At 48.3% G+C, this 20,145-nt stretch carries 26 protein-coding genes; 10 read left to right on the top strand and 16 right to left on the bottom strand.

The annotated features are described in order from the left end of the window. The coding region (locus LBJ25_04915; GenBank protein MDR1453296.1) for a YgiQ family radical SAM protein at positions 1-1,393 on the top strand (1,393 nt) is incomplete at its 5' end. Here LBJ25_04915 and LBJ25_04910 read toward each other — a convergent pair. Genes LBJ25_04910 through LBJ25_04900 form a run of 3 tightly spaced genes read right to left on the bottom strand, consistent with a single transcriptional unit; the run spans position 1,383 to position 4,015 of the window. Further along, entirely contained in the window at positions 1,383-2,192 is an 810-nt protein-coding gene (locus tag LBJ25_04910; GenBank protein MDR1453295.1) for an aldo/keto reductase, read from the bottom strand. The two genes, LBJ25_04915 and LBJ25_04910, sit on opposite strands and share 11 nt — an antisense overlap. A gap of 30 nt (positions 2,193-2,222) precedes the next feature. Beyond that, positions 2,223-3,020: a Fic family protein gene (locus LBJ25_04905; GenBank protein MDR1453294.1), complete on the bottom strand. Its 798-nt coding sequence runs from the start codon at positions 3,018-3,020 to the stop codon at positions 2,223-2,225. Then, entirely contained in the window at positions 3,017-4,015 is a 999-nt protein-coding gene (locus LBJ25_04900) for a radical SAM protein (GenBank protein ID MDR1453293.1), read from the bottom strand. Before LBJ25_04900 ends, LBJ25_04905 begins: the two co-directional genes overlap by 4 nt. Positions 4,016-4,109: 94 nt before the next feature. Here LBJ25_04900 and LBJ25_04895 point away from each other — a divergent pair, with 94 nt between their 5' ends. Together LBJ25_04895 and LBJ25_04890 are read left to right on the top strand one after the other, a co-directional pair. Beyond that, entirely contained in the window at positions 4,110-4,358 is a 249-nt protein-coding gene (locus LBJ25_04895) for a type II toxin-antitoxin system prevent-host-death family antitoxin (protein ID MDR1453292.1), read from the top strand. Further along, complete coding sequence (locus tag LBJ25_04890) at positions 4,355-4,675, top strand: type II toxin-antitoxin system RelE/ParE family toxin (GenBank protein ID MDR1453291.1); 321 nt, start codon at positions 4,355-4,357, stop codon at positions 4,673-4,675. Before LBJ25_04895 ends, LBJ25_04890 begins: the two co-directional genes overlap by 4 nt. On the opposite strand, the gene gatB is transcribed toward LBJ25_04890, so the two are convergent. The 12 genes from gatB to LBJ25_04830 all read right to left on the bottom strand — a co-directional run bounded on the left by gatB (position 4,672) and on the right by LBJ25_04830 (position 11,649). Then, positions 4,672-6,126 carry an Asp-tRNA(Asn)/Glu-tRNA(Gln) amidotransferase subunit GatB gene (gene gatB, locus LBJ25_04885; GenBank protein MDR1453290.1) on the bottom strand — a complete coding sequence of 485 codons (1,455 nt, stop codon included), beginning with the start codon at positions 6,124-6,126 and terminating at the stop codon, positions 4,672-4,674. The genes LBJ25_04890 and gatB overlap by 4 nt on opposite strands. Further along, positions 6,123-7,586: an Asp-tRNA(Asn)/Glu-tRNA(Gln) amidotransferase subunit GatA gene (gatA, locus tag LBJ25_04880; GenBank protein MDR1453289.1), complete on the bottom strand. Its 1,464-nt coding sequence runs from the start codon at positions 7,584-7,586 to the stop codon at positions 6,123-6,125. Before gatA ends, gatB begins: the two co-directional genes overlap by 4 nt. Continuing rightward, positions 7,586-7,870, bottom strand: a complete 285-nt coding sequence (gatC, locus tag LBJ25_04875) for an Asp-tRNA(Asn)/Glu-tRNA(Gln) amidotransferase subunit GatC (GenBank protein ID MDR1453288.1) — start codon at positions 7,868-7,870, stop codon at positions 7,586-7,588. The genes gatA and gatC overlap by 1 nt, the downstream gene beginning before the upstream one ends. Then, complete coding sequence (locus LBJ25_04870) at positions 7,870-8,379, bottom strand: GerMN domain-containing protein (protein ID MDR1453287.1); 510 nt, start codon at positions 8,377-8,379, stop codon at positions 7,870-7,872. The genes gatC and LBJ25_04870 overlap by 1 nt, the downstream gene beginning before the upstream one ends. Next, positions 8,380-9,465 (bottom strand): tetratricopeptide repeat protein, encoded by a 1,086-nt coding sequence (locus tag LBJ25_04865; GenBank protein ID MDR1453286.1) that lies wholly within the window; start codon positions 9,463-9,465, stop codon positions 8,380-8,382. Continuing rightward, positions 9,446-9,754, bottom strand: a complete 309-nt coding sequence (gene hisE, locus LBJ25_04860) for a phosphoribosyl-ATP diphosphatase (GenBank protein MDR1453285.1) — start codon at positions 9,752-9,754, stop codon at positions 9,446-9,448. Before hisE ends, LBJ25_04865 begins: the two co-directional genes overlap by 20 nt. Further along, positions 9,754-10,068, bottom strand: a complete 315-nt coding sequence (gene hisI, locus LBJ25_04855) for a phosphoribosyl-AMP cyclohydrolase (protein MDR1453284.1) — start codon at positions 10,066-10,068, stop codon at positions 9,754-9,756. Before hisI ends, hisE begins: the two co-directional genes overlap by 1 nt. Before the next feature lie 31 nt (positions 10,069-10,099). After that, positions 10,100-10,408, bottom strand: a complete 309-nt coding sequence (locus LBJ25_04850; protein MDR1453283.1) for a BrnA antitoxin family protein — start codon at positions 10,406-10,408, stop codon at positions 10,100-10,102. Then, positions 10,374-10,670: a BrnT family toxin gene (locus LBJ25_04845; protein MDR1453282.1), complete on the bottom strand. Its 297-nt coding sequence runs from the start codon at positions 10,668-10,670 to the stop codon at positions 10,374-10,376. Before LBJ25_04845 ends, LBJ25_04850 begins: the two co-directional genes overlap by 35 nt. A gap of 68 nt (positions 10,671-10,738) precedes the next feature. Next, the gene (locus LBJ25_04840) at positions 10,739-11,149 is read right to left on the bottom strand and encodes a Fic family protein (protein MDR1453281.1); all 411 of its coding nucleotides are present in this window, start codon (positions 11,147-11,149) and stop codon (positions 10,739-10,741) included. Then, entirely contained in the window at positions 11,149-11,259 is a 111-nt protein-coding gene (locus tag LBJ25_04835; GenBank protein ID MDR1453280.1) for a YhcN/YlaJ family sporulation lipoprotein, read from the bottom strand. Before LBJ25_04835 ends, LBJ25_04840 begins: the two co-directional genes overlap by 1 nt. A 48-nt stretch (positions 11,260-11,307) precedes the next feature. After that, positions 11,308-11,649, bottom strand: coding sequence for a helix-turn-helix domain-containing protein (locus LBJ25_04830; protein MDR1453279.1), 342 nt, complete (start codon positions 11,647-11,649; stop codon positions 11,308-11,310). A gap of 148 nt (positions 11,650-11,797) precedes the next feature. Here LBJ25_04830 and LBJ25_04825 point away from each other — a divergent pair, with 148 nt between their 5' ends. From LBJ25_04825 to LBJ25_04795, 7 genes are all read left to right on the top strand, one after another. Continuing rightward, complete coding sequence (locus tag LBJ25_04825) at positions 11,798-13,441, top strand: hypothetical protein (GenBank protein ID MDR1453278.1); 1,644 nt, start codon at positions 11,798-11,800, stop codon at positions 13,439-13,441. 3 nt (positions 13,442-13,444) lie between these two features. Then, entirely contained in the window at positions 13,445-13,756 is a 312-nt protein-coding gene (locus LBJ25_04820) for a hypothetical protein (GenBank protein MDR1453277.1), read from the top strand. Next, positions 13,746-14,972 (top strand): hypothetical protein, encoded by a 1,227-nt coding sequence (locus LBJ25_04815; protein MDR1453276.1) that lies wholly within the window; start codon positions 13,746-13,748, stop codon positions 14,970-14,972. The genes LBJ25_04820 and LBJ25_04815 overlap by 11 nt, the downstream gene beginning before the upstream one ends. Positions 14,973-15,036: 64 nt before the next feature. Further along, a complete protein-coding gene (locus tag LBJ25_04810) occupies positions 15,037-15,423 on the top strand; it encodes a hypothetical protein (protein MDR1453275.1) in 387 nt (128 codons plus the stop codon). A gap of 8 nt (positions 15,424-15,431) precedes the next feature. After that, positions 15,432-16,097 carry an acetyltransferase gene (locus LBJ25_04805; GenBank protein ID MDR1453274.1) on the top strand — a complete coding sequence of 222 codons (666 nt, stop codon included), beginning with the start codon at positions 15,432-15,434 and terminating at the stop codon, positions 16,095-16,097. A gap of 5 nt (positions 16,098-16,102) precedes the next feature. Next, positions 16,103-17,701, top strand: a complete 1,599-nt coding sequence (locus LBJ25_04800) for an AMP-binding protein (protein ID MDR1453273.1) — start codon at positions 16,103-16,105, stop codon at positions 17,699-17,701. Then, positions 17,692-18,831 (top strand): HipA domain-containing protein, encoded by a 1,140-nt coding sequence (locus LBJ25_04795; protein ID MDR1453272.1) that lies wholly within the window; start codon positions 17,692-17,694, stop codon positions 18,829-18,831. The genes LBJ25_04800 and LBJ25_04795 overlap by 10 nt, the downstream gene beginning before the upstream one ends. A gap of 11 nt (positions 18,832-18,842) precedes the next feature. On the opposite strand, the gene LBJ25_04790 is transcribed toward LBJ25_04795, so the two are convergent. Next, the gene (locus LBJ25_04790; protein MDR1453271.1) at positions 18,843-20,144 is read right to left on the bottom strand and encodes an ATP-dependent 6-phosphofructokinase; all 1,302 of its coding nucleotides are present in this window, start codon (positions 20,142-20,144) and stop codon (positions 18,843-18,845) included. Position 20,145 lies beyond the last annotated feature (1 nt).

Raw genomic sequence — 20,145 nt, 5'->3', positions numbered from 1 at the left:
GCGGGTTTACAAAAATGTGCCGGTGGTTTTGGGCGGCGTAGAGGCGAGTTTGCGGCGTTTTGTGCATTATGATTACTGGGACGACAAGCCCCGCCGCTCGCTGCTGCTTGACGCCAAAGCTGATCTGCTGCTTTACGGCATGTCCGAAAAAGCGACGCTGCTGATCGCGGAGCATCTACGGGCGGGCGGGCGGTGGGCAGACCTGCCGCAGCCGCCTAACAGCACGAAAGCATATAAGACTCTCGACAGTGTGCCAGGGGATAAACTGATTTTGCCGTCCGCGGAAAAAGCTTTGACCGACCGGCAAACGCACGCGGAACATTTTGCGCTGTATTTCCGCGAAGGCCGCCGGAAAAAACCGCGCGTCATAGTCGAGCCGTATCAGGATCGTTTTTTAGTAACCACACCGCCGGACAATCTGACCGGCCGGGAAGTGGACGAATTATTTTTCCTGCCTTTTACCCGCGCGCCGCATCCGCGTTACAAAGGGCAGAAAATTCCCTGTTACGACTTTGTGCGTTTTTCGACGATCACGCATCGCGGGTGTTTTGGCGGCTGCGCTTTTTGCGCGATTTCCCAGCATCACGGCCGGCAGATCATTAACCGCTCAGAAGAAAGTATCCTTCAGGAACTGCAGATGATCATTTGCCGCGATCCGGATTTCAAAGGCACGATCTTTGACCTCGGCGGCCCCACAGCCAATATGTACGGCATGCATTGCCGGTCTGGACGGGAATGCGCGCGCGCCAGCTGTCTGTACCCCAAGATCTGCCCCGAGTTGCACACGGCGCACACGCGGCAAAAAGCCCTGCTCTCCCGCGCGCGCCAGCTCCCCGGTGTCAAAAAAGTTTTGCTCAATAGCGGCATTCGTTATGATCTGGCTTTGCTCGATCCGGAATATATGGAAACGCTTTTCACGCATCACGTCGGCGGACAGCTCAGCCTCGCGCCGGAGCATATCTGCGAGCCAGTTTTGCAAATCATGGGCAAGCCGCCCTATGATCTGTATGTAAAATTTCTGAATAAATTTCTGGCGTTCAACAAGGCGCACAATATAAAACAATACATCGTGCCGTATTTTATTTCCGCGCACCCGGGCTGCACACTGCAGGACGCGCTGGATCTTGCCCTGTATCTCCACGAGCATCATCTCCATCTGGAGCAGGCGCAGAATTTCACGCCGACGCCGCTGACCGCGGCGACCGCGATGTATTACACCGGTCTGGACCCGTTTACGAAAAAGCCGGTGCATGTGCCGCGCGGAGAAGAGCGCGCTTTTCAAAAAGCCCTGCTACAGCCGCATTTGCCTCAGAATTACCGGCAGGTGGCCAAAGCGCTGAAACTTTTGCGGCGCGAGGATTTGCTGAAAACTTTAACCAGTTCTAAATTTTAAATCCTGACCAGCCAAACTGCGGCAAATCATTAATATATTGCAGATCATCCGCGCTGATCTCAAAATCGAACACCCGCAGGTTTTCTTTGATCCGTTCCGGTGTGATGGATTTCGGCAGCGGCAGAACACCGTTTTGCCGGCACCAGCGCAGGCAAAGCTGGGCGATCGATTTGTTATATTTTTGCGCGATCAGCCGCAGATTTTCGTCCTGCAGGATGCGCCCGCAGCCCAGAGGACTCCAGGCTTCGACCAAAATAGCGTGTTTCCGGCAGAATTCCACGGTTTCCTCCTGCCGGTATCCCGGGTGATATTCGATCTGGTTGACCGTCGGTTTTATTTCCGCTGTGTCCAGCAAGGGCTGTAAATGCCGCGGCGTAAAATTACTAACGCCGAGCGCTTTGATCAAGCCGTCTTTGTAAAGTTTTTCAAAAGCTTTCCAGCTGGCAATATTTAGCTCAGGATTTTTATTGTCTGGCCAGTGAATAAGATACAGATCGATGTATTCCAGCTGCAATTTTTGCAGGCTGACCGCAAAAGCTTTTAACGCGCTGTCGTAGCCGCGCTCGGTATTCCAGAGTTTGGTGGTGATAAAAAGTTTCTCGCGCGGAATTCCGCTTTCCCGCATGGCGCGGCCGACGCTGGCTTCATTTTCATAACAGGCCGCCGTGTCTATATGCGTGTAGCCGGATTCCAGCGCGGTCTTTACAGCCTGCACCGCTGTTTCGCCGTCGGGCGTCTGCCACGTGCCGAAGCCGATTTCCGGTATGGCCACTCCGTTGTTTAGTTTTAAATTTTGCATAAAAATTCCTCCTTGAAAAGCCAATGCTGGCTATTTCCAAATGATCCGCTCTTTGAAAGTTTTTATATAAAGCTCCAGCATTGTTTTCAAGGCCTCAATAACCACCAGGTAAAAAACGGTCATATCCTGAGTATTGTCTGCTGTGGTTATGGCGTTTATATAAGTTGTTCTATGCTGCATGGCCACATTAGCAAAGGTGTATCCGTTTTGCAACAGGATTAAATTCATTAGCAGACGTGATGTTCTGCCGTTGCCGTCTATGAACGGATGGATAGCCACAAATCTATAATGCAGCTCTGCTGCCAGGATAACCGGATGATAGTTTTTTTCGCTATCTCTTAGCCAGCGTAAAAGATCGGTCACTAATTCCGGCACGGCTTGCCATTCTGGAAAATTCTTTACGGCGGTTGAGGCGTCCTCTTTTTTTAGGCGAATGTAAACATTCTCTTGCCTGAATTTTCCAGCCCGGTCATTTTTTATGCCTTTTAATATTTCTCTGTGCAGATTTAGTATTTCCGCGGTAGAGATGATATAAGGCGGCTTGGCGCTGGTTAAAGTTTCCAGGTATCTTAGAGCATCGCGGTGATTGATAACTTCTAGAATTTCTCTGGTTGGCGTAGTCTTATAAACATAACCTTTGTCTAAAATCTCTTTGGTTTCCCACAAAGAAAGCGTGCTGCCCTCAATAGCGTTGCTGTTGTAAGTTAGCTCAGTGTCTAAGTAGGCTTTAAAATATTCCCATACCGTTTTATCAAACGGTTGCAATCCGTCCAGCTCTTTTTTTAGCCGGTCTATTTCTTTAAGTTTGCTTATTACGTCGGCATTCATTGTTTTAACTCCTCTCTGTTTATAAATGTCCCGAGACGCAGCGATTTTAGCCGGTGGAAAAACACGCAGCGCGCGCAGGGCAGATCAGGCCGCAAAGGCCGGCGTCTGGCTTCCGGCGCGGCCAGCAGGATTTTCTTGGCGTAAAGATATTTCTCGCTAATCAGCAAATCTTTGAGCGGCGTTTCCAGCACATTGCCAAAATCGCCCCAAATATTCTGACAGCAGCCCAGCAGTTTGCCGTCCCAATTGATCTGCGGCTGCTGCCAGAGCTGATGGCAGGCCAGCGCGCGAAAACGGCCGGTCTTTTGTTCGTACTCGGCGCGGGAAATGTATTTCAAGCCCAGCTCGCGGCGCACGGCTTCGGGATTGCGCAGCGGAGAATTTTCTTCGTGCGCGTTTAATTTGGGTTTGAATTCCATATTTAGTTCTTTCGCCAGAGCGCGCGCTTTGGCCAGCTCGTGTTCATTGTGGCCGAAAACTATAAATTGCCAGCCGAGCCGCGGATACGGAGAATTATGCCGCCGCTTAAATTCATTGAGTATTTTGAGATTGGCGATGACACGGTCAAAATTGCCGCCGCGCCGGTACTGCGCGTAGGTTTCCTGCGACGCGCCGTCGAGTGACACCGAAATATAGCGTACCCGATATTTGACCAGCGCTTCCAAAACTTCTGGCTTTACGTTGTTCAGATTTGTGCCGTTGCCGGCGGTCAGCTCCAGGCCATGCTCATAACCGATGCGGAAAATTTCGGCGATTTCGGGATTGAGAAAAATCTCTCCCCAGTTGGAAAGCTCGATCATTTTGATCGCGGGATTTTGCGCGGCAAATTTTTGAAAATCAGCGGCCTTGAGATAGCCCCAGCCTACGGCATTGCGGCGCGATTCACCGCTGGCCGTATCACAGCTTACGCATTTGAGCTGGCACATCGTACAGGCCTCAAAACGCGCTTTTTTTATGCGTTTGTAAGGGTGAAAAATCTCGCGGAGCAAGTTCATAGACGTTATTGTACCGTAATTTAACCAGAATGACTGCTGCTATATTTGCTGTTAAATTATGCTATAATTTTTACAGCTAAAAAGGAGCGGCAAAATGCCCACTATTAAACCGGTTTCAGATTTGCGCAATTACACTGAAGTGCTGCGTGACATCGCGGTTGACGCGCCGGTATTTCTGACTAAAAACGGGCGCGGTCTTTATGCGCTGATGGCTCTGCGGGATTATGAAAAAATGCAGGCGACCAATCAACTCCTGTCTGAACTAGCGCGCGGCAGACAGTCCGGCGCCAAAGGCTGGCTGTCTCTGGCCGAAGTAAAAACGAGTCTCGGCCTGACCAAATGACCAAGCTGTGCCTTGCCCCGCTGGCTAGACAGGACTTGCAGGAAATCAGCGGCTACATTGCCGCGGAATTAGCAAACCCCGCTGCGGCACAAAAGACGCTCGCTAAAATCCTATCCCGTATTTCCCGGCTGGCGCGTTATCCCAAAATCGGCGCTCCTTTGAATTCTAAAATTATCCCCAAAACGGATTACCGTTTTTTAATTTGTGAAAATTACACAATCTTTTACCGCTGCGAAAATAAAATTGTTTATATTGACAGAGTGCTGTACAGCAAACGAGATTTTGTAAAAATTTTGTTTAATGAAAAACAGGTTTAAGTTTTCAGCAGTTTGTCCAGTATTTGATTGACCAGCTGTGGCGCCGCCTGACCTTTGGTTTTTTTCATTGTCTCGCCGACAAAATAGCCTTTGAGCGCGGTCTTGCCGGAGCGATACTGCGCGAGTTGCTGGGGATTGGCGGTCAGCACTTCCTGCACGATTTTTTGCAGCGCGCTCTCGTCGGTGATCTGCCGCAGACCGCTGGTTTCCACGAGCTGCTGGGCGGACGCGCCGGTTTTCAGCATTTGAACGATTAGCTCTTTGCCGATCTTGCCGGAAATAGTTTTATTATCGATGAGGCCGAGCATCTCGGCCAGATTTTCCGGTGTGAGTTTGGTCTGCGGTAATTCCAGATTTTCAGTTTTGAGATAACCCAGCACGTCGGTCGTCAGCCAGTTAACGATGGTCTTTTTGTCGCCGCTGTATGATCTGGCCGCCGCGTCAAAAAAATCCGACACGGCTTTGTCGAGCGTCAGGACGCGCGCGTCATAAGCGGAAATGCCGTACTCGTCCTGATAGCGGCTTATTCTTTGTTCGGCCAGCTCCGGCAGTTCTTTTTTGACCCTGGCGATCCAGGCGTCATCAATGAGCAGCGGCAGAAGATCCGGTTCAGGAAAATAACGGTAATCGTGGCTTTCTTCTTTGCTGCGCATTGACACGGTCTTGCCGGCCGCCTCGTCATAACTGCGCGTTTCCTGAAGGATTGTCTGACCGGCCGCCAAAAGCTGTTTTTGCCGCTCGATCTCGATCTTGATCGCCCGCTCCACCGCGCGGAAAGAATTCATATTTTTGATCTCCACCTTTACGCCAAATTCTTTTTGTCCGGCGGGACGGATGGAGATGTTGGCGTCGCAGCGTAATTTGCCTTCTTCCATATTGGCGTCGGACACGCCGGCAAATTGTAAAATAGATTTAATTTTGTCCAAATACGCGCGCGCTTCTTCGGCGGAGCGGATGTCCGGCTCCGAAACAATTTCCAGCAGCGGCACGCTGGAGCGGTTGAGATCGACCTGTGAAGCCGTCGAACCCTCGATGCCTTCCGCGCCCTGATGGACGAGCTTGCCGGCGTCTTCTTCCAAATGCGCGCGCGTAATGCCGATACGTTTTTCCGTACTGTCCGGCAGTTGAATATTCACAAAACCGTTCGAGGTGACGGGCCGGTCAAACTGGGAGATCTGATAGCCTTTGGGCAGATCGGGATAAAAATAATTTTTGCGGGCGAAAACACTTTTTTTATTTATAACGCAGTTCAAAGCCAGACCGCAGCGAATGGCCAGATTGACCGCTTCTTTATTTAAGACCGGCAAAGCGCCGGGCTGACCGGTGCAGACCGGACAGGTGTTGCTGTTGGGCGGTTTGCCGAATTCCGTCGAGCAGGCGCAGAACATCTTGCTCCTGGTTTTCAGATGCGTGTGAATTTCCAGACCGATGACCGCTGTGTATTCCGTCATAGGCGTATCCTTTCAAACTGGCTGCCGCGCTCCACCGCCGTGGCGATTTGCAGCAATTTTTGTTCGGCAAATTCATCGGCGACCAGCTGCAAGCCGACGGGCAGACCGTCAACCGCGCCGCAGGGCACGCTGATGCCCGGCAGACCGGCCAGATTGACCGGAATAGTCGCAATGTCGGAAAAATACATGCTCAGGGGATCATTTATTTTTTCGCCGAGTTTAAAAGCAATGCTCGGCGAGGTTGGCGAAAGCACGGCGTCGTAACGGGCAAAAGCTTTGTGGTAATCCTGCTTGATGACCGTGCGGACTTTTTGCGCCTTGAGATAATAAGCGTCGTAATAACCGGCGGACAGCGCGTAAGCGCCAAGCATGATGCGGCGTTTGACTTCTGCGCCAAAACCCTCCGCGCGGGATTTTTTGAATAACTCCAGCATATCCCGGGCGTTCTGGCTGCGGTGGCCGAAACGCACGCCGTCGAAACGCGCGAGATTGGCCGAGGCCTCGGAAGTGGCGACCAGATAATATGCGGCCAGCGCGTGCTGAAAAGACGGCATTTCAACTTCCTCGATAATCGCGCCCTGTTTTTTTAAGCTGTCCAGAGCCGTGTGTATAGTCTGCCGCACCGCGTCGTCAATGCCGCTGCCCAGCAACTCTTTGATAACGCCGATCTTTTTGCCCCGGATGTCCTGATCTAAAAGCTCCGTGTAGTCTTTGACCGGTTGTTTAACCGATGTGGAGTCCAGAGTGTCATAACCGGCGATAACATTTAAAAGCAACGCCGCGTCTTCAACGGTTTTGGCCAACGGGCCGATCTGATCTAGCGACGAAGCGAAAGCGATCAGACCGTAACGCGAGACCAGGCCGTAAGTCGGCTTCAGACCGACCACGCCGCAAAAAGACGCCGGCTGGCGGATCGAGCCGCCGGTATCCGAACCCAGACAGCCAAAACATTCATCTGCCGCGACAGCCGCCGCCGCGCCGCCCGAGGAACCGCCCGGCACACGCTCTTTGTCCCAGGGATTAGTCGTTTGCTGGAAGGCCGAGTTCTCGGTGGACGAACCCATAGCAAATTCGTCAAGATTGGTCTTGCCGACGATGACCGCGCCGGCGGCCTGTAATTTTTGCACGGCTGTGGCGGTGTATGGCGAAATATAACCTTGCAAAATTTTCGACGCGCAGGTCGTTTCAGTGTTCAGCAGATTCATATTGTCTTTGATCGCCAGCGGAATACCAAGCAGCGGCCGTTCGCGCCGATCGGCTTCATCTCCGCCGGTTGCGCGCAACAACTCATCGGCTTTTTGCGCCTGCGCCAGCGCGTCTGCGGCAAAGACCTGTAAATAAGCCTTGACGACCGGCTCGTGCTTCTGGATCTGCGTCAAGACTTTTTGCGCAGCCTCGACCGCGGTCGTTTCTCCGCCGCGCAGTTTTTTTTGCAATTCTTTCAAAGTCAAATGCTGCATTAAAGTATCCTCGGCACGACAAAACTTGTCCCGCTGACGTCGGGGCCGTTTTTGAGCAGGCCGGCTTGATTGAGAAATTCGACAACTTTGTCCTCGCGCAGGACTGTGCTGGTCTCGATGGAATGATAGGTCGGCTCGACATCGTCGGTGTTGAGCTTTTCCAGCTCCTGAGCGTAAGTGAGAATTTGGTTTAACTGTTCGGTGTAGACCGCTAACTCCTGCTCGCTCAAATCCAGCCGCGCTAGATCGGCGGCATGTCTGGCGTCATTGCTGCTTATAGCCATCAATGCTCTCCCGCAAAATAATTTCTGCCCAGCGGACGGTCGATAGTGTAGCCTTCGCCGCCGATAATGAGCGTTTGTTCCGGCTGATTGCTGATCTGAAAACGCACCGCTTTTATACCTTTTATTTCCGTGGCTGTAAAGACTATTTGCTTGAGCATGCTGTCAATGACATTGTACCCGCCGGAAATCCGCAGCAGCGGCTCGTTGAGATTCAAAACTAAAATGTCTTTTTCTATGGAAAAATCGCGCCATTGCAGCTCGGCCGGGATCATGGTCTGCACGCGGTTGCTTTTTTCTTCCGTTGTTGGCCCGGCAAATAAAGCCTGCAGCGCGGCGGATATGGGCAGAACATTTTCCGGCAAAACGCGCCCCGCTGCGTATAATTGTTCATAGCGGTAAAAATAAACCGTGATTTTTTCTCCGCCGCCACGCGCGCTCAAAAAAAACAAACCGAGATACGTGAAAATAACCGCGCCGCTGACAAGCAAGATCAACAGCAGCCGGCGCATTTAAATCCCCCGCGCTTTCAAAGCGTTGATATTGTTCTGGATATTGGCGTCGTCTGGCCGCAGAGCTTGCACGGCTTCATAAACGGCCAGGGCTTCTTTAAGTTTGTTCTGCTGGATTTGGGCGTGCGCTTTGTACAAATAATAATCCACGTTGTCCGGCCGGATGATCGTCAAACGATTGTAAGCGACTTCCATATTGCGCCACTCCTGGGCGCGATAGCAGGCGCTGCCCAAAACGCGATAGGCCGTTTCGTTGTTTTTATCAAGCAGAGCTTCTGCTTTGTACAGCTCGATGGCGTCCGCTAATTGTCCGCGCTGTTCGTAGATCTGGCCAAGATATAAACGCGTGTTGGGAAAATCTGGATTTTTTACGACCAGCGTTTGGTACAGCTCTTCTATTTTTTCCGGTTGACCATGACGGCGGGCGATCTCCGCCAGCATGACATACGCTTCGCCGGTGCGGTCGTCTATCTCCAGCACATGCTGATATTTTTCCGCGGCCTGACCCAGCTCGCCTTTTTGAAAATAAAGATTGGCCGCGGCGGTTTGAAAGATGCCGTTGTTTTGATCTAACTCAGCGGACTCTAAAATTTTTGCTTCACGCCGGCGCAGTAATTCCGCTCTTTTGGCCGCGTCCGGCTCGATCTCCGCGTACATTCCGTAGATCTCGGCTTTGCGCATGACGTACCAGGGATTATCCGGCGAGATTTTTAAGCAAAGATCGTAAATATCGTCGGCCTGCTGAATTTTAGCGCGTTTTTTTTCAGGGTCTGTTTCCTGCCGTGCCTGCGTCTCGTAAATACGCGCCAGCTGTATATGGTAGTAGGTTTCCCACGGCGCCAGTTTTTTGACTTTTTCGTATTTCTCGATGGCTTTCTGCGCGGCGGCTTCGCGGCGCTCCGCGGGCAGATTGGGCGCATTCATCTGCGCCTCGAGATTGTAGGCTTCGCGGAAAGCGTACTCCGCGCGGAACGGCAAAAAACAGCGGTACAAAACCAGCGCGGCAGCCAGCAACACCACGGAGATTTTCAGCCAGTCCAGCGCGGAAATTTTGGTGAAGTCTATTTTATTTTCCTGTTCGGCCATGAAATCCCCCTTTGGCAAAACGGCTGCTTAATTCCTGTTCGATGTCGGCAGGAGCCACGCCTAAATTATACATCATTACCAATAAATGATATTGCAGATCGGCGATCTCGCCGGCCAGCGCGGCTTTCTCGCCGTTCTTGGCGGCGATGATAGTTTCGCTGGCTTCCTCACCGACTTTTTTCAAAATTTTATCCAGCCCTTTGTCCAGCAAATAATTAGTGTACGAACCGGCTTCCGGCTGTGCTGCCCGCTGCTGAATGATTTTGTAAATTTTTTCCAGAGCCTCCATTATTTTAGCCTTTCGTGAAAACAGCTGCGCTGTCCCGTATGGCAGGCAATGCCGCCGATCTGCTCCACCTTGAGCAGCAGACAGTCCCGGTCGCAGTCCGTGTAAATTTCTTTTACTTTTTGGAAATGGCCGGATGTTTCGCCTTTGTGCCAGAGCGTTTGCCGCGCCCGCGAGTAAAACCAGGTCTCGCCGCTGGCCAGAGTTTTTTGCAAAGCCTCTTCATTCATATAAGCCTGCATCAAGACCGCGCCGTCCTGATAGTCCTGCACGACAGCGGGGATCAGACCCGCGGCATCATATTTTAGAGCCAGCATAAATTATAGTATAGCCGAAATCGGAGATTTTTTAAAATTTGGGCAAAAGCACCCCATTCTTAATTCCCTGATTGATATATTCGCCGACCCGGGTCTGCCAGCCTTTGCCGCTATGTCTCAAAGCCAGCACAGAAAAATGATCAAGCCGCAGGTTGACCATGTCTTTGCAAACCTCTTTTTTAGGCCGGCCGCGCCGCGGCTTGGCCTTAGTCCAGAAATTCTCATCAAGTTCAGGAATTTCCGCATAATCTATCTCGCTGTCCTTAACGCGCAGGCGTTTGAGCATCGCCGGGGTCAGCCTTTTTTTAGCTTCTTTTAAAGTTATTCTGGTTGTACTCATAGTATTTTCTCCTTTCTTTTTTGTTTGCCGGACGCACAGAGATTATCCTGGTAACGTTGTTTCTTTCAGTATGAATGACCACCACAAAAATTTCAGCGGCTATCTTACCAATGGTTATTTCTCTAATCTCTCCGTAGTCTTTTCGTATGTCCTCGGCAGTTATGGCGTCAGGGTCGTTCAGCGCAATAATTCCCACGCTAAAATCGTAGCCATGTTTTTCCAGGTTGGCTTTATTTTTTTGTTCGTCCCATTCAAACCGCACGGATATATTGTATGCACGAAAAACATTGCTGTCAAGGTATGTTCGTTTTTGGTTGCGTTACCAAGCACCTATGAAGCCAGCTTATTTTCTAGAAAAGCAGTGGTTTTTTCTAATGAATAATTAACATCTGCCGCAATGCGGATAATCAGCATTTCCCAATCGTCTGTGGACATTTTTGTGTCATCTATTTTGTATTCATGTAAAATATACAAAACCAGCATTAAAGAAAATCTTTTATTGCCATCTAGCAATATATGTCTTTTATTTAGTGTATAAAGAATAAAAGCGGCCTGTTGTAAAACTGTAGGATACAGTTTTTTTCCGAAAACTACATTGGCTGCGGACTTAATAACGCCGAAAATTTCGGCCTGTTGTTTTTCTGTCAATCGTTCCTGTGCCGGCAGATTTTTCTGTGCGCAAACAACAACATAATCAGCATAGATATATTGTATAGCCTCGCTGGAAATAAGCGTTTTCATTACTTGCTCAAAGTTACAAAAACATCTTCATATTTTTTGAATATGTCCTGAACGGTTTTCTTGATTTGTTTTCTCAATTGTTCAGCGGTTTTCTTTTTAGCTTTATTCATAATATTAATTTTAACATATTGCCTGCTGTCGGAAAACTATCGGGATCGTTAAACCCGCGCCAGCTGCAAAGATAATTCTTTGACCATATGCAGGACGATTTCTTTTTTCTGCGGCTCCAGTTTATTCAAAACCGGAACGATCCTGTTGAGATAATTGTCGCGTGTGTTGATCTGGCGGTTTTCCGGCAGGAGCGACACCGGCTTGATGCTCAGAGCCGCGGCGAGCTGCCAAAAAGATTTAATCGACAGATTGCGCTGGCCTTTTTCGATCTGTGCCAGATAGGTTAGATGAATATTTGCTTTGTCAGCTAACTGTTCCATAGACAAGCCTTGCTTTTTGCGCAGAGTGCGTATTGTGCTGCCGATATGTGTTAACAAATCATCTTCCATAAATAATGCTCCAGTATTATTTTCAGGACATTTGGGGCATTTAGTATATAGTCTATTGACTTAAAGACGATAGGCTGTATAATATAAAGTAATATGTTATCTAACTGATTTGTTAGAAACCAAAGACACACTAAAAGGGGGTATGTTTATGGCGCGCTACAAATACCGGACGCCGGACAGCACGGCAGAGGAACCGTTGACAGGGGCGGGCGGAACACCGACAACCAATGTGGGACTGGCGGACACGGCTGAGAAGAAAAAACAAAATTATTTATCCAACAAAGAGGCTTACGCGGCGGATTATAATCAGACTCTGGCCAATCTCAAAACAGAAATAGACCGAAAAGTAAATTTTGCGCAGGGCGGCGTGGTTAGTGCGGTAGGTGAGCCGTATTATGCGTCACTAACAGCAACTCAAGCAATTGGTAAGAGCATAGATCCGGTTGTAAAGGATAAAACTAAAATAGAGGCAAATCAGCTCGTGCTTTTGCGCGCGGCTACACAGGGTCTGGTTAATTATAACGGCAGCGGCACATTCCCCTGGAACGAAAATATAACGGCTCTGGCCACCAGGCTCAGGGCCAGGCATTTGGAAGAGATCAGACAGGTTATCGATGACGCGCTGAATAACGCGCGGTGTGTTGGTTGCACATCAGCCTGCGGGCTGGGCTGCGGATCAAATTGTTTTGCCCTTTGCAGCGTAAACTGCGGTGGCGCTTGCGACGGCGGCTGCAGTCAGGCCTGCTCTGTAGGCTGTGGCAATAATTGCACAGGAGGCTGCGGTACGGCCTGCACTTCAGCTTGCGGCACAAACTGCACTGCGGATTGCGGTACTGGCTGTACAACTGGCTGTGGGAATGGCTGCACAGCGGCTTGCGGCGGCGGCTGCGCTACGTATTGCGGAGAAGAATGTGCTGGAACCTGCGGTGGCGGCTGTCTGGACAAATGTAAAAGCGGCTGTGCTGGTACCTGTGGCAATGGTTGTGAAGGTGGCTGCGGGGCTAACACTTGTACTAATCTCTGCGGCGGTGGTTGCAGTAGTGGATGTAGAAGCAATTGTTATGGAACTTGCGGCGGCGGCTGTAATACTTTGTGCGGTGATGTGTGCAAAGGCGGCTGCGGGGATCGTTGTACTGGTTATGCTGACAATGGTAGCAAATGTGAGCGTTCCTGTCAGGGCTGCTCCGGCGGCTGTCTTGGAGATTGCAACAGCGGCTGCACCACTGGTTGTAATGACGGCTGTCAAACAACCTGTACTGGTGGTTGTAGTGGGAACTGTGGTACCGGCTGTCAGTCTAGCGCTTGTACTAGCGGCTGTACCTCTAACTGCGGAGACGGCTGTCAAATCACCTGTACCGATGGTTGCTCCGGCGGCTGCAATAACGGCTGCCAGGGAGAATGTAGTACGTCCTGTATTGGTCAGTGTACCGTAGGTTGTAGTAGCGGCTGCCAGGGTTCTTGCGGAGGAACATGCACTGGCGGCTGCCTGGAGACATGCTATGGCGGCTGCAAAGGCTCTTGTAGTACGACCTGCGGCAATGCCGCCTGCGAGAATAATTGTTACGCGGCCTGCCGGAAAGACTGCGGCAGTGATTGCGGGGTTTCCGCCTGCACGAGCAACTGCACTAATGCCTGTCATATAAATTGCAGCACGAACTGCCGGAACAATTGTTACACGGCCTGCAGCAGCGGGTGTTTTAGCGGCTGCGCACATACGGCGCGGATCGGCACAGACCCAGCCAGCGGCGCTTCGCCTGTCAGCACGACGGCTTATATAGGCGCCGGAGAGTAGGTTATGCATAAACGTAAACTTGCGGTGGCAAATAGGGACACCATCAAAAAATTTGAATTAGCTACCAATAAATACGCATGCGCCAGACAGGCTGCTCAACCCGGCCTAGCGCCGGCTTTTATGCCCACGGCTGAGGCCGAGCGAATTTTTCGAGAAGCAATTTTTACTATGGCTGACTCAGAGTATTTACTGGACGCTTTCTGGCGCGAGCTTGAGCAGGATTATCCGTCAATAAAAGGAACAAATAAAAATCGATTGTTTATAGATTATGTAACTTACGAATTATATACAATGGAGTCTGCGCATGATTCCTAGAATAGAGGAATATTCGGGATTAAGCATAACTTTTCAGGTGACTGAAGACTGCAATCTGCGCTGCAAATATTGTTATGAGGTGGATAAGCGTCCGGGAAATCTGCCCTTGGAATATGCGCAGAAATTTATAGATATTATTTTAAACGATGATAATCCTATCGATGCTACGGAAAAAGAAAGACATATTTTGCAAAACGGACTTATTCTAGACTTTATCGGCGGGGATGCGCTGATGGTGCCGGATTTGCTGGACAAAATCCTTCAACACTATCAATGCCGCGCCATATCTCTGGGTCATAAATGGGCATATAGATGGCGGGCGAGTATATCCACCAACGGGACATTGTTTGAAGACCCCAAAGTCAGAGATTTTATCCTCAAGTATAAAGATAATTTATCGCTTGGTGTGAGCGTGGACGGCTGTCCGGAAATTCATGACCAAAATCGGATCTGGAAAGACGGCACAGGCACGATGAAAGATATAATGAAATGGTGGAATTGGTATATATCTTTATTTGGCGTGGACAGCGCCGCTACCAAAGCTACCTGTAACAAGGACACTATACCATATCTGGCTAAATCAATTAAATATTTGCATGAAGAAATGAATTTGCAGCATATTAATATGAATTTTATTTTTGAAGATATGCATTTGACTCAAGATGACTTAGCCTTACTCGATAAAGAAATGGAAAAATCGATAGCTTACATATTAGAACACCGGCAGGATGTATACGTTAGCATGTTTGATAAGGCTTTTGGTATTGGCGAACCTATGCATGCTCCAGACAAAGGCTGGTGCGGTAGCGGCTCCATGCCGTGCCTGTCGATAAACGGCAAAATATACCCGTGTTTCCGTTTCTCTCCCAACACTATGCACAGCCGGAAACTGGACTTTTACGTGGGTGATGTGTGGAATGGACTTAATCACAAGGAACGCTTCGAGATAGTGCGTCAGCAGACGCGGAAAAAAATTTCACCTCAAAAATGTTTGGATTGTTCTGTAGAGAGTTCTTGCGCTTGGTGTATCGGTGGCGCGTTTGCCGAAAAAGGAGAGTTTTACCGAACGACCAATATCTGCGAAGTGCACAAATTACAATCTAAATGGAGCCGGAAATACTGGGAAGAGTATGACAAACTCGAGGGGACAAAGAGTTTCAATGAAGACGGAACAGTTATTTTGAGACACCCCTCAAGCGTTAGCGAAGTTAAGTGAGACTCGGCGCGCGGCGGCAAAGATATTTGCTTTACAGATAAAAAAACACAGGGAGGAAAAAAATATGGCAAACACGAACGATAGCAGTAAAAATAAAGAGGTTGCGGAAGCTAAACCAGAGATCTGCCCGATCTGCGGGAAGGTGCATCCGCGGAGAGAGGATCTGAATATCAAGGCGACGCGGGACGAAGTGGAGAGTTTGATCTTGATAAACAACCGGATCAATGTCGCGGCGCAGGCTGCGCAACCGGCGGCATTGCAGCAGGGGGTAACGGCGGAGCAGGTGCAGGTGTTCGTGAACGCCGCGCTGAATGCCAGAGCGGAGGCCATGAATTTACAGAGACAATGGTGGAATGAAATATTCGTTAAATATCCGCAATTGCCGAAAGATAAAAATGTCTTTGTGGATTTTGACACTGAAGATTTTTATATAATGAACACTGCTAAATAGAATACATTATGAAAAAAGTAGTTATAGTTGGTACGGATTTGTTTGGAGAGCTTGCTTACGAATATTTTTCTAAAGATAGCAGCATGAAAGTGGCTGGCTTTGCAGCGGAAATTCCTTCTATCAAAAAAGAACAATTTGGCTTACCGGTGTGTCCGTTAGATGAAATTGATAAGATCTTTCCGCCTGAAGAGTATTTTGCTTTTGCCGCGCAGGCTTATGGCCAACTTAATTACAGAAGGGCTAGGCTATTTCAGAAGTTAAAAAAATTCGGCTATCATTGTGCGACTTATCAATCTGCAGGGGCTAGAGTATGGCCTAACGTGCAGATTGGGGAAAATTGCATTATTTTAGATAACGTTATTGTGCAACCATTTTCTAAAATCGGTGATAATGTTTTCTTAATGGGAAGTAATTATGTTGGGCATGGAGCGGAAGTAAAAGATCATGTATATGTAGCTCCACATGCTTTGATCCTTGCAGGCGTAGAAGTTGGAGAGCATGGCTTTATTGGCGCTAATTCTACTATTGCTAACGGCATAAAAATAGCCAAAGATAATTACATAGGCATGGGCAGCCTTATCAATAAAAACACCAAAGAAAATGAAGTTTACACGCTGCCCGTGGCGGTTTTGTCTAAAGCACCTGCCAAAAAGTTTTGCAGAGTGGAAGCGTAGGTTGTATGGATTTCTATCTGCTGGCGCAAGAAATAACTGCTAAATATTCTGACAAAATATGTTTTGCCGAAAGAAATTTATCATACAAGGATGTCTGGCGTTTAATGCAGGCACGCGCCGCTTTCTTAAAAACACATGGTTTTAAAGCAGGGGATGTTGTCGGCATTTTAAGCCGAAATTCAGCGGACTGGTGCCTCACTTTTGGCGCAATTTTGGCTTTAGGAGCGGTTGTTCTGGTCATGGATGTTAATTGGTCTCTTCGAGAAAGCCGAGAAATTCTTAAAAAAGTTAAAGCTAAAGCTGTTTATGTTTCCCCAGAGTTTTCAGCTGCTGATTACAGCCTGACAAAACATTTGCTGAATTCTGTTGATGTAGAACAGCCATTCTTACCAGACATACAACAAAAACCGGACACGATTGCGGCTTTGTTTTACACCTCTGGTTCTGCTGGCCAGCCTAAAATCGTCGCTCTAACCCACGCAAACTTAATTCACACCGCGCTGGTTTTTTATCGAGAACATCTTAATATTAATTTGTCGGACACAATTTTAGCTTTTTTGCCGTTCTATCATGTGTATGGATTGGTTACAGGTTTTTTGGGCGGTTATTTTAATGGCGCGGCAATAATTTTTCAGAACTCACCAAAGAGTGGAGATATTATAGAAAGTCTTACTAAATATCCGATAACGATTTTTGCCGCGACGCCGCAGATTTTTGAATTTTTATTTGAAAGCGTTTTAAAGAAGATCAAGGCTCAAGCTAGGTTAAAATATTTTATTATTATCAGCGCATTGCATATTCCAAAAACTCCGATTTTGAGTGGACTATTAGCGGGATTTTTTCAGCCAATTCGTTTGTTGCTGGGCAAGAAAGTGCGTTTTTTCATTAGCGGCGGAGCGCCGCTGAAGCCAAAATATTTTTATTATTATGAGAGAGCTGGTTTTAAATTATTGGAAGGATACGGCTTGACCGAAACCGCCGCTGGCTTTTGCGGTAATTCTGTGGAGAAGCCGAAACCAGCTTGTGTAGGCAAACCATTTCGTGGAAACTTTGTAAAAATCCACCGGCCAGACACTAATGGTGTCGGCGAAATTTATCTGAAAGGCGCTTCAGTTATGGCGGGCTATTACCATAACCCTCAAGCGAATAAAGAAGCCTTTGATCCTGAGAGCTGGTTTGCCACAGGCGATCTGGGGTTTTTGGATAAAGACGACGATTTGCATATCACCGGACGTAAAAAAAATGTAATCGTTTTGGATTCCGGCAAAAATATTTATCCTGAAGAATTGGAACCGTATTACGCGACCTCTAAGCTGATCAAAGAGCTTGCTGTTCTAGGACGGCGGATTGCCGGTCGGGAAATGGTTTTTGCTGTAATAGTACCCGTGGTTAGGCTGGAGAATTGTTATCAGCGTGTGGCTGAAGAGTTGGCTAGAAAAAGCCGCAGGTTATCTGTGCATAAGAAAATAAAAAAATTCGCTCTCTCTTATGAGCCGTTACCGCGCACATCTTCCGGCAAAATAAGACTAAATGAAGTGTCGCAAAATCTTGACGCAGGAAAGTATCAAACTGCTAAATTATCGAGGCGACAATTATGTTTGTAGAAGCTGTGGATGTTTATTATAGAAATGCCAAAATAGGAACATTAAAACAATACAGAAATAATTTGGTTGGTTTGGCCTACACTGGAAAATGGCTGAAAGAAGGTTTTTCTATTTCCCCATTCCTTTTGCCGCTGGAAAAAACAACCTTTTTTTATAAAATTGTTTCCGGAGGGAAATATTCTGTTGATAGATTGCTTTTTAATATTAGCGTGTACGACGGCTATCATAAACTGCTTATTGATTATATTTTAAATATACATAACTGTGCACTTAATGAAGTGTCTTACCTGGATAAACTGGCTATTTTAGCTGGTTTAGGAATTGGCGGTCTGTCTTATAGGCCGGTAAAAATTAAAGCAAAAATGACAAAGCTGTTTCGTTCGATATGTGCGCAAGCTCGCGTGGTTTTAGATATGGCTTTGCCGGACAGTTTAGAGCAGTTTTTTGAGAATTCCACGAATGTTTATGGTCACCGCTTGACTGCTTTATTTACACAAATTAACAAAGAGTGCTGGATTATCAAATCTAAAAACGAGCACTGGGTTTGTTCGGAAAATAACGGAGAATATTATTACACGAATATTGCCCGAAAAGCTGGTCTAGATGTGCCGGAAACAAATATTTTAGAAAATAAATATCTAGCGGTAAAAAGATTTGATTATGCTGAGAACGGCGAGAAAATTCTTTCATTACCAGCCTATGCTTTATTGGAAAAGCCGGGAGGCAGGCTTGATTATGTGGATTTGTTGAATTTGGCTTTAAAGTTAACCCAGTCAAAAGAAGAAACGATAAAACTATTTAGACGAATGTGCTTTAACGTTTTTGCTCATGACCATGATGATCATTTTAGTAAATTTACCTTTTTGTATGTTAATAATAAATGGCGGGTGTCTCCCAATTATGATTTAAACTTTTCAAAACTGCGTATTCTAGACCAGGAACATTATACTTCGGTTGATGGGGAATTTAGGAAAATATCTATAAAACACATATTGCAGGTGGCTGAAAAAGTAAATATTCCCCTAGAAACGGCCGAGCGGGTTATTGCAGAAGTTAAGGCTGCAACTGCTTGTTTGCAGAAAAAGATCCCGATGTGGAATCGGAAATATATACTGTCCGCACTACCGTAAAATTCCTTGTATTATTTATAATCCGCCTGTCCGGTGGTGTCCAGCACGGTTTTCCAGGTGCGGCCGTTGATCTCCAGTTTTTTGCGAAAGCGCGTTACCAGAGCCATCGGCAGATGGATAAAATGATCGTTGCGATAGCCGACAACCATAGCCGTGCGGCCGCTCATCGCCGCGTGCACCGCGCTTTGTCCCAGCATCAAACAAAAAACATTGTCATCGCCAGTGGGCGCGACCGAACGTATCGCGTAGCTGGGATCAATGTAGCGCACGTTAGCTTCTAATTTTTTTTGCGTGAAGTATTTGCTGATCTCGTTTTTCAAAAATGTGCCGATGTCATTCAGCCGCTTGTTGCCGGATTTGTCAAAAGCGGCTTTGCCTTTTGGCAGCAGATCCTGCCCCGCGCCTTCCGCGGTGACGATCACGGCGTGGTGGCGTCTTTTTATGCGCCGCTCCAGATCCTGAAGAAATTTTTCCAGTTTAAAAGGCGCTTCCGGTATCAGACAAAAATTGACCACGCAGCTGGCCAGCGTGGCGTTGGCGGCAATGAAGCCGGATTCACGCCCCATGAGTTTGACCAGACCGATGCCATTGACCGCGCCTTTGGCTTCCATATGCGCGGCGGCGATAATGCGCGTGGCTTCCTCGACCGCGCTTTCAAAACCGAAACTTCTTTCGATGAACGCGATGTCGTTGTCTATCGTCTTTGGCACGCCGATCAGCGCGACAGCCAACCGGCGTTTTTCGATCTCTTGAGCCAGATCCAGAGCGCCGCGCATCGTGCCGTCACCGCCGACCACGAATAAAATATTAAGGCCGAGTTTTTCCAGATAATCGACCATGACTTTGGCCTCCTGCGGGCCGCGTGACGAACCGAGTATCGTGCCGCCCAGGGCGTGAATATTGTCAACAGCGGCGAGATCGAGCTTGAGCGGCGGCAGGCCAACGCGCGGATTGAGGCCGGAATAACCGTAGCGGAAACCGTAAACTGTTTTGACGCCGTAATATTGATAGGCCGTAAAGACCAGCGAGCGGATAATTGTGTTGATGCCCGGACACAAGCCCCCGCAGGTCACGATGCCGAGTCTGGCTTTGGCCGGCTGAAAAAAAAGTTTATGGCGCGGGCCGGCCAGCTCCAGCAGCGGCAGCGTGCCGGGCTCTTTGAGATAGCGGTGCAGATCCGCGACATGCCGGTGAAAAAAGATTTTGTCATCGTCACGGATGCTCTCTACTTTGTGGCCGAGCGTTTTTTCGGCAGGAAATTTGGCCGCGCCTAGCCGGGGTATCAATAACTCTGCGGCGGATAAAATTTCCATT

It is taken from the genome of Candidatus Margulisiibacteriota bacterium (genome assembly GCA_031268855.1).
In the GTDB taxonomy this organism is placed as follows: domain Bacteria; phylum Margulisbacteria; class Termititenacia; order Termititenacales; family Termititenacaceae; genus Termititenax.
This window is presented reverse-complemented; position numbering and strand designations above follow the sequence as displayed.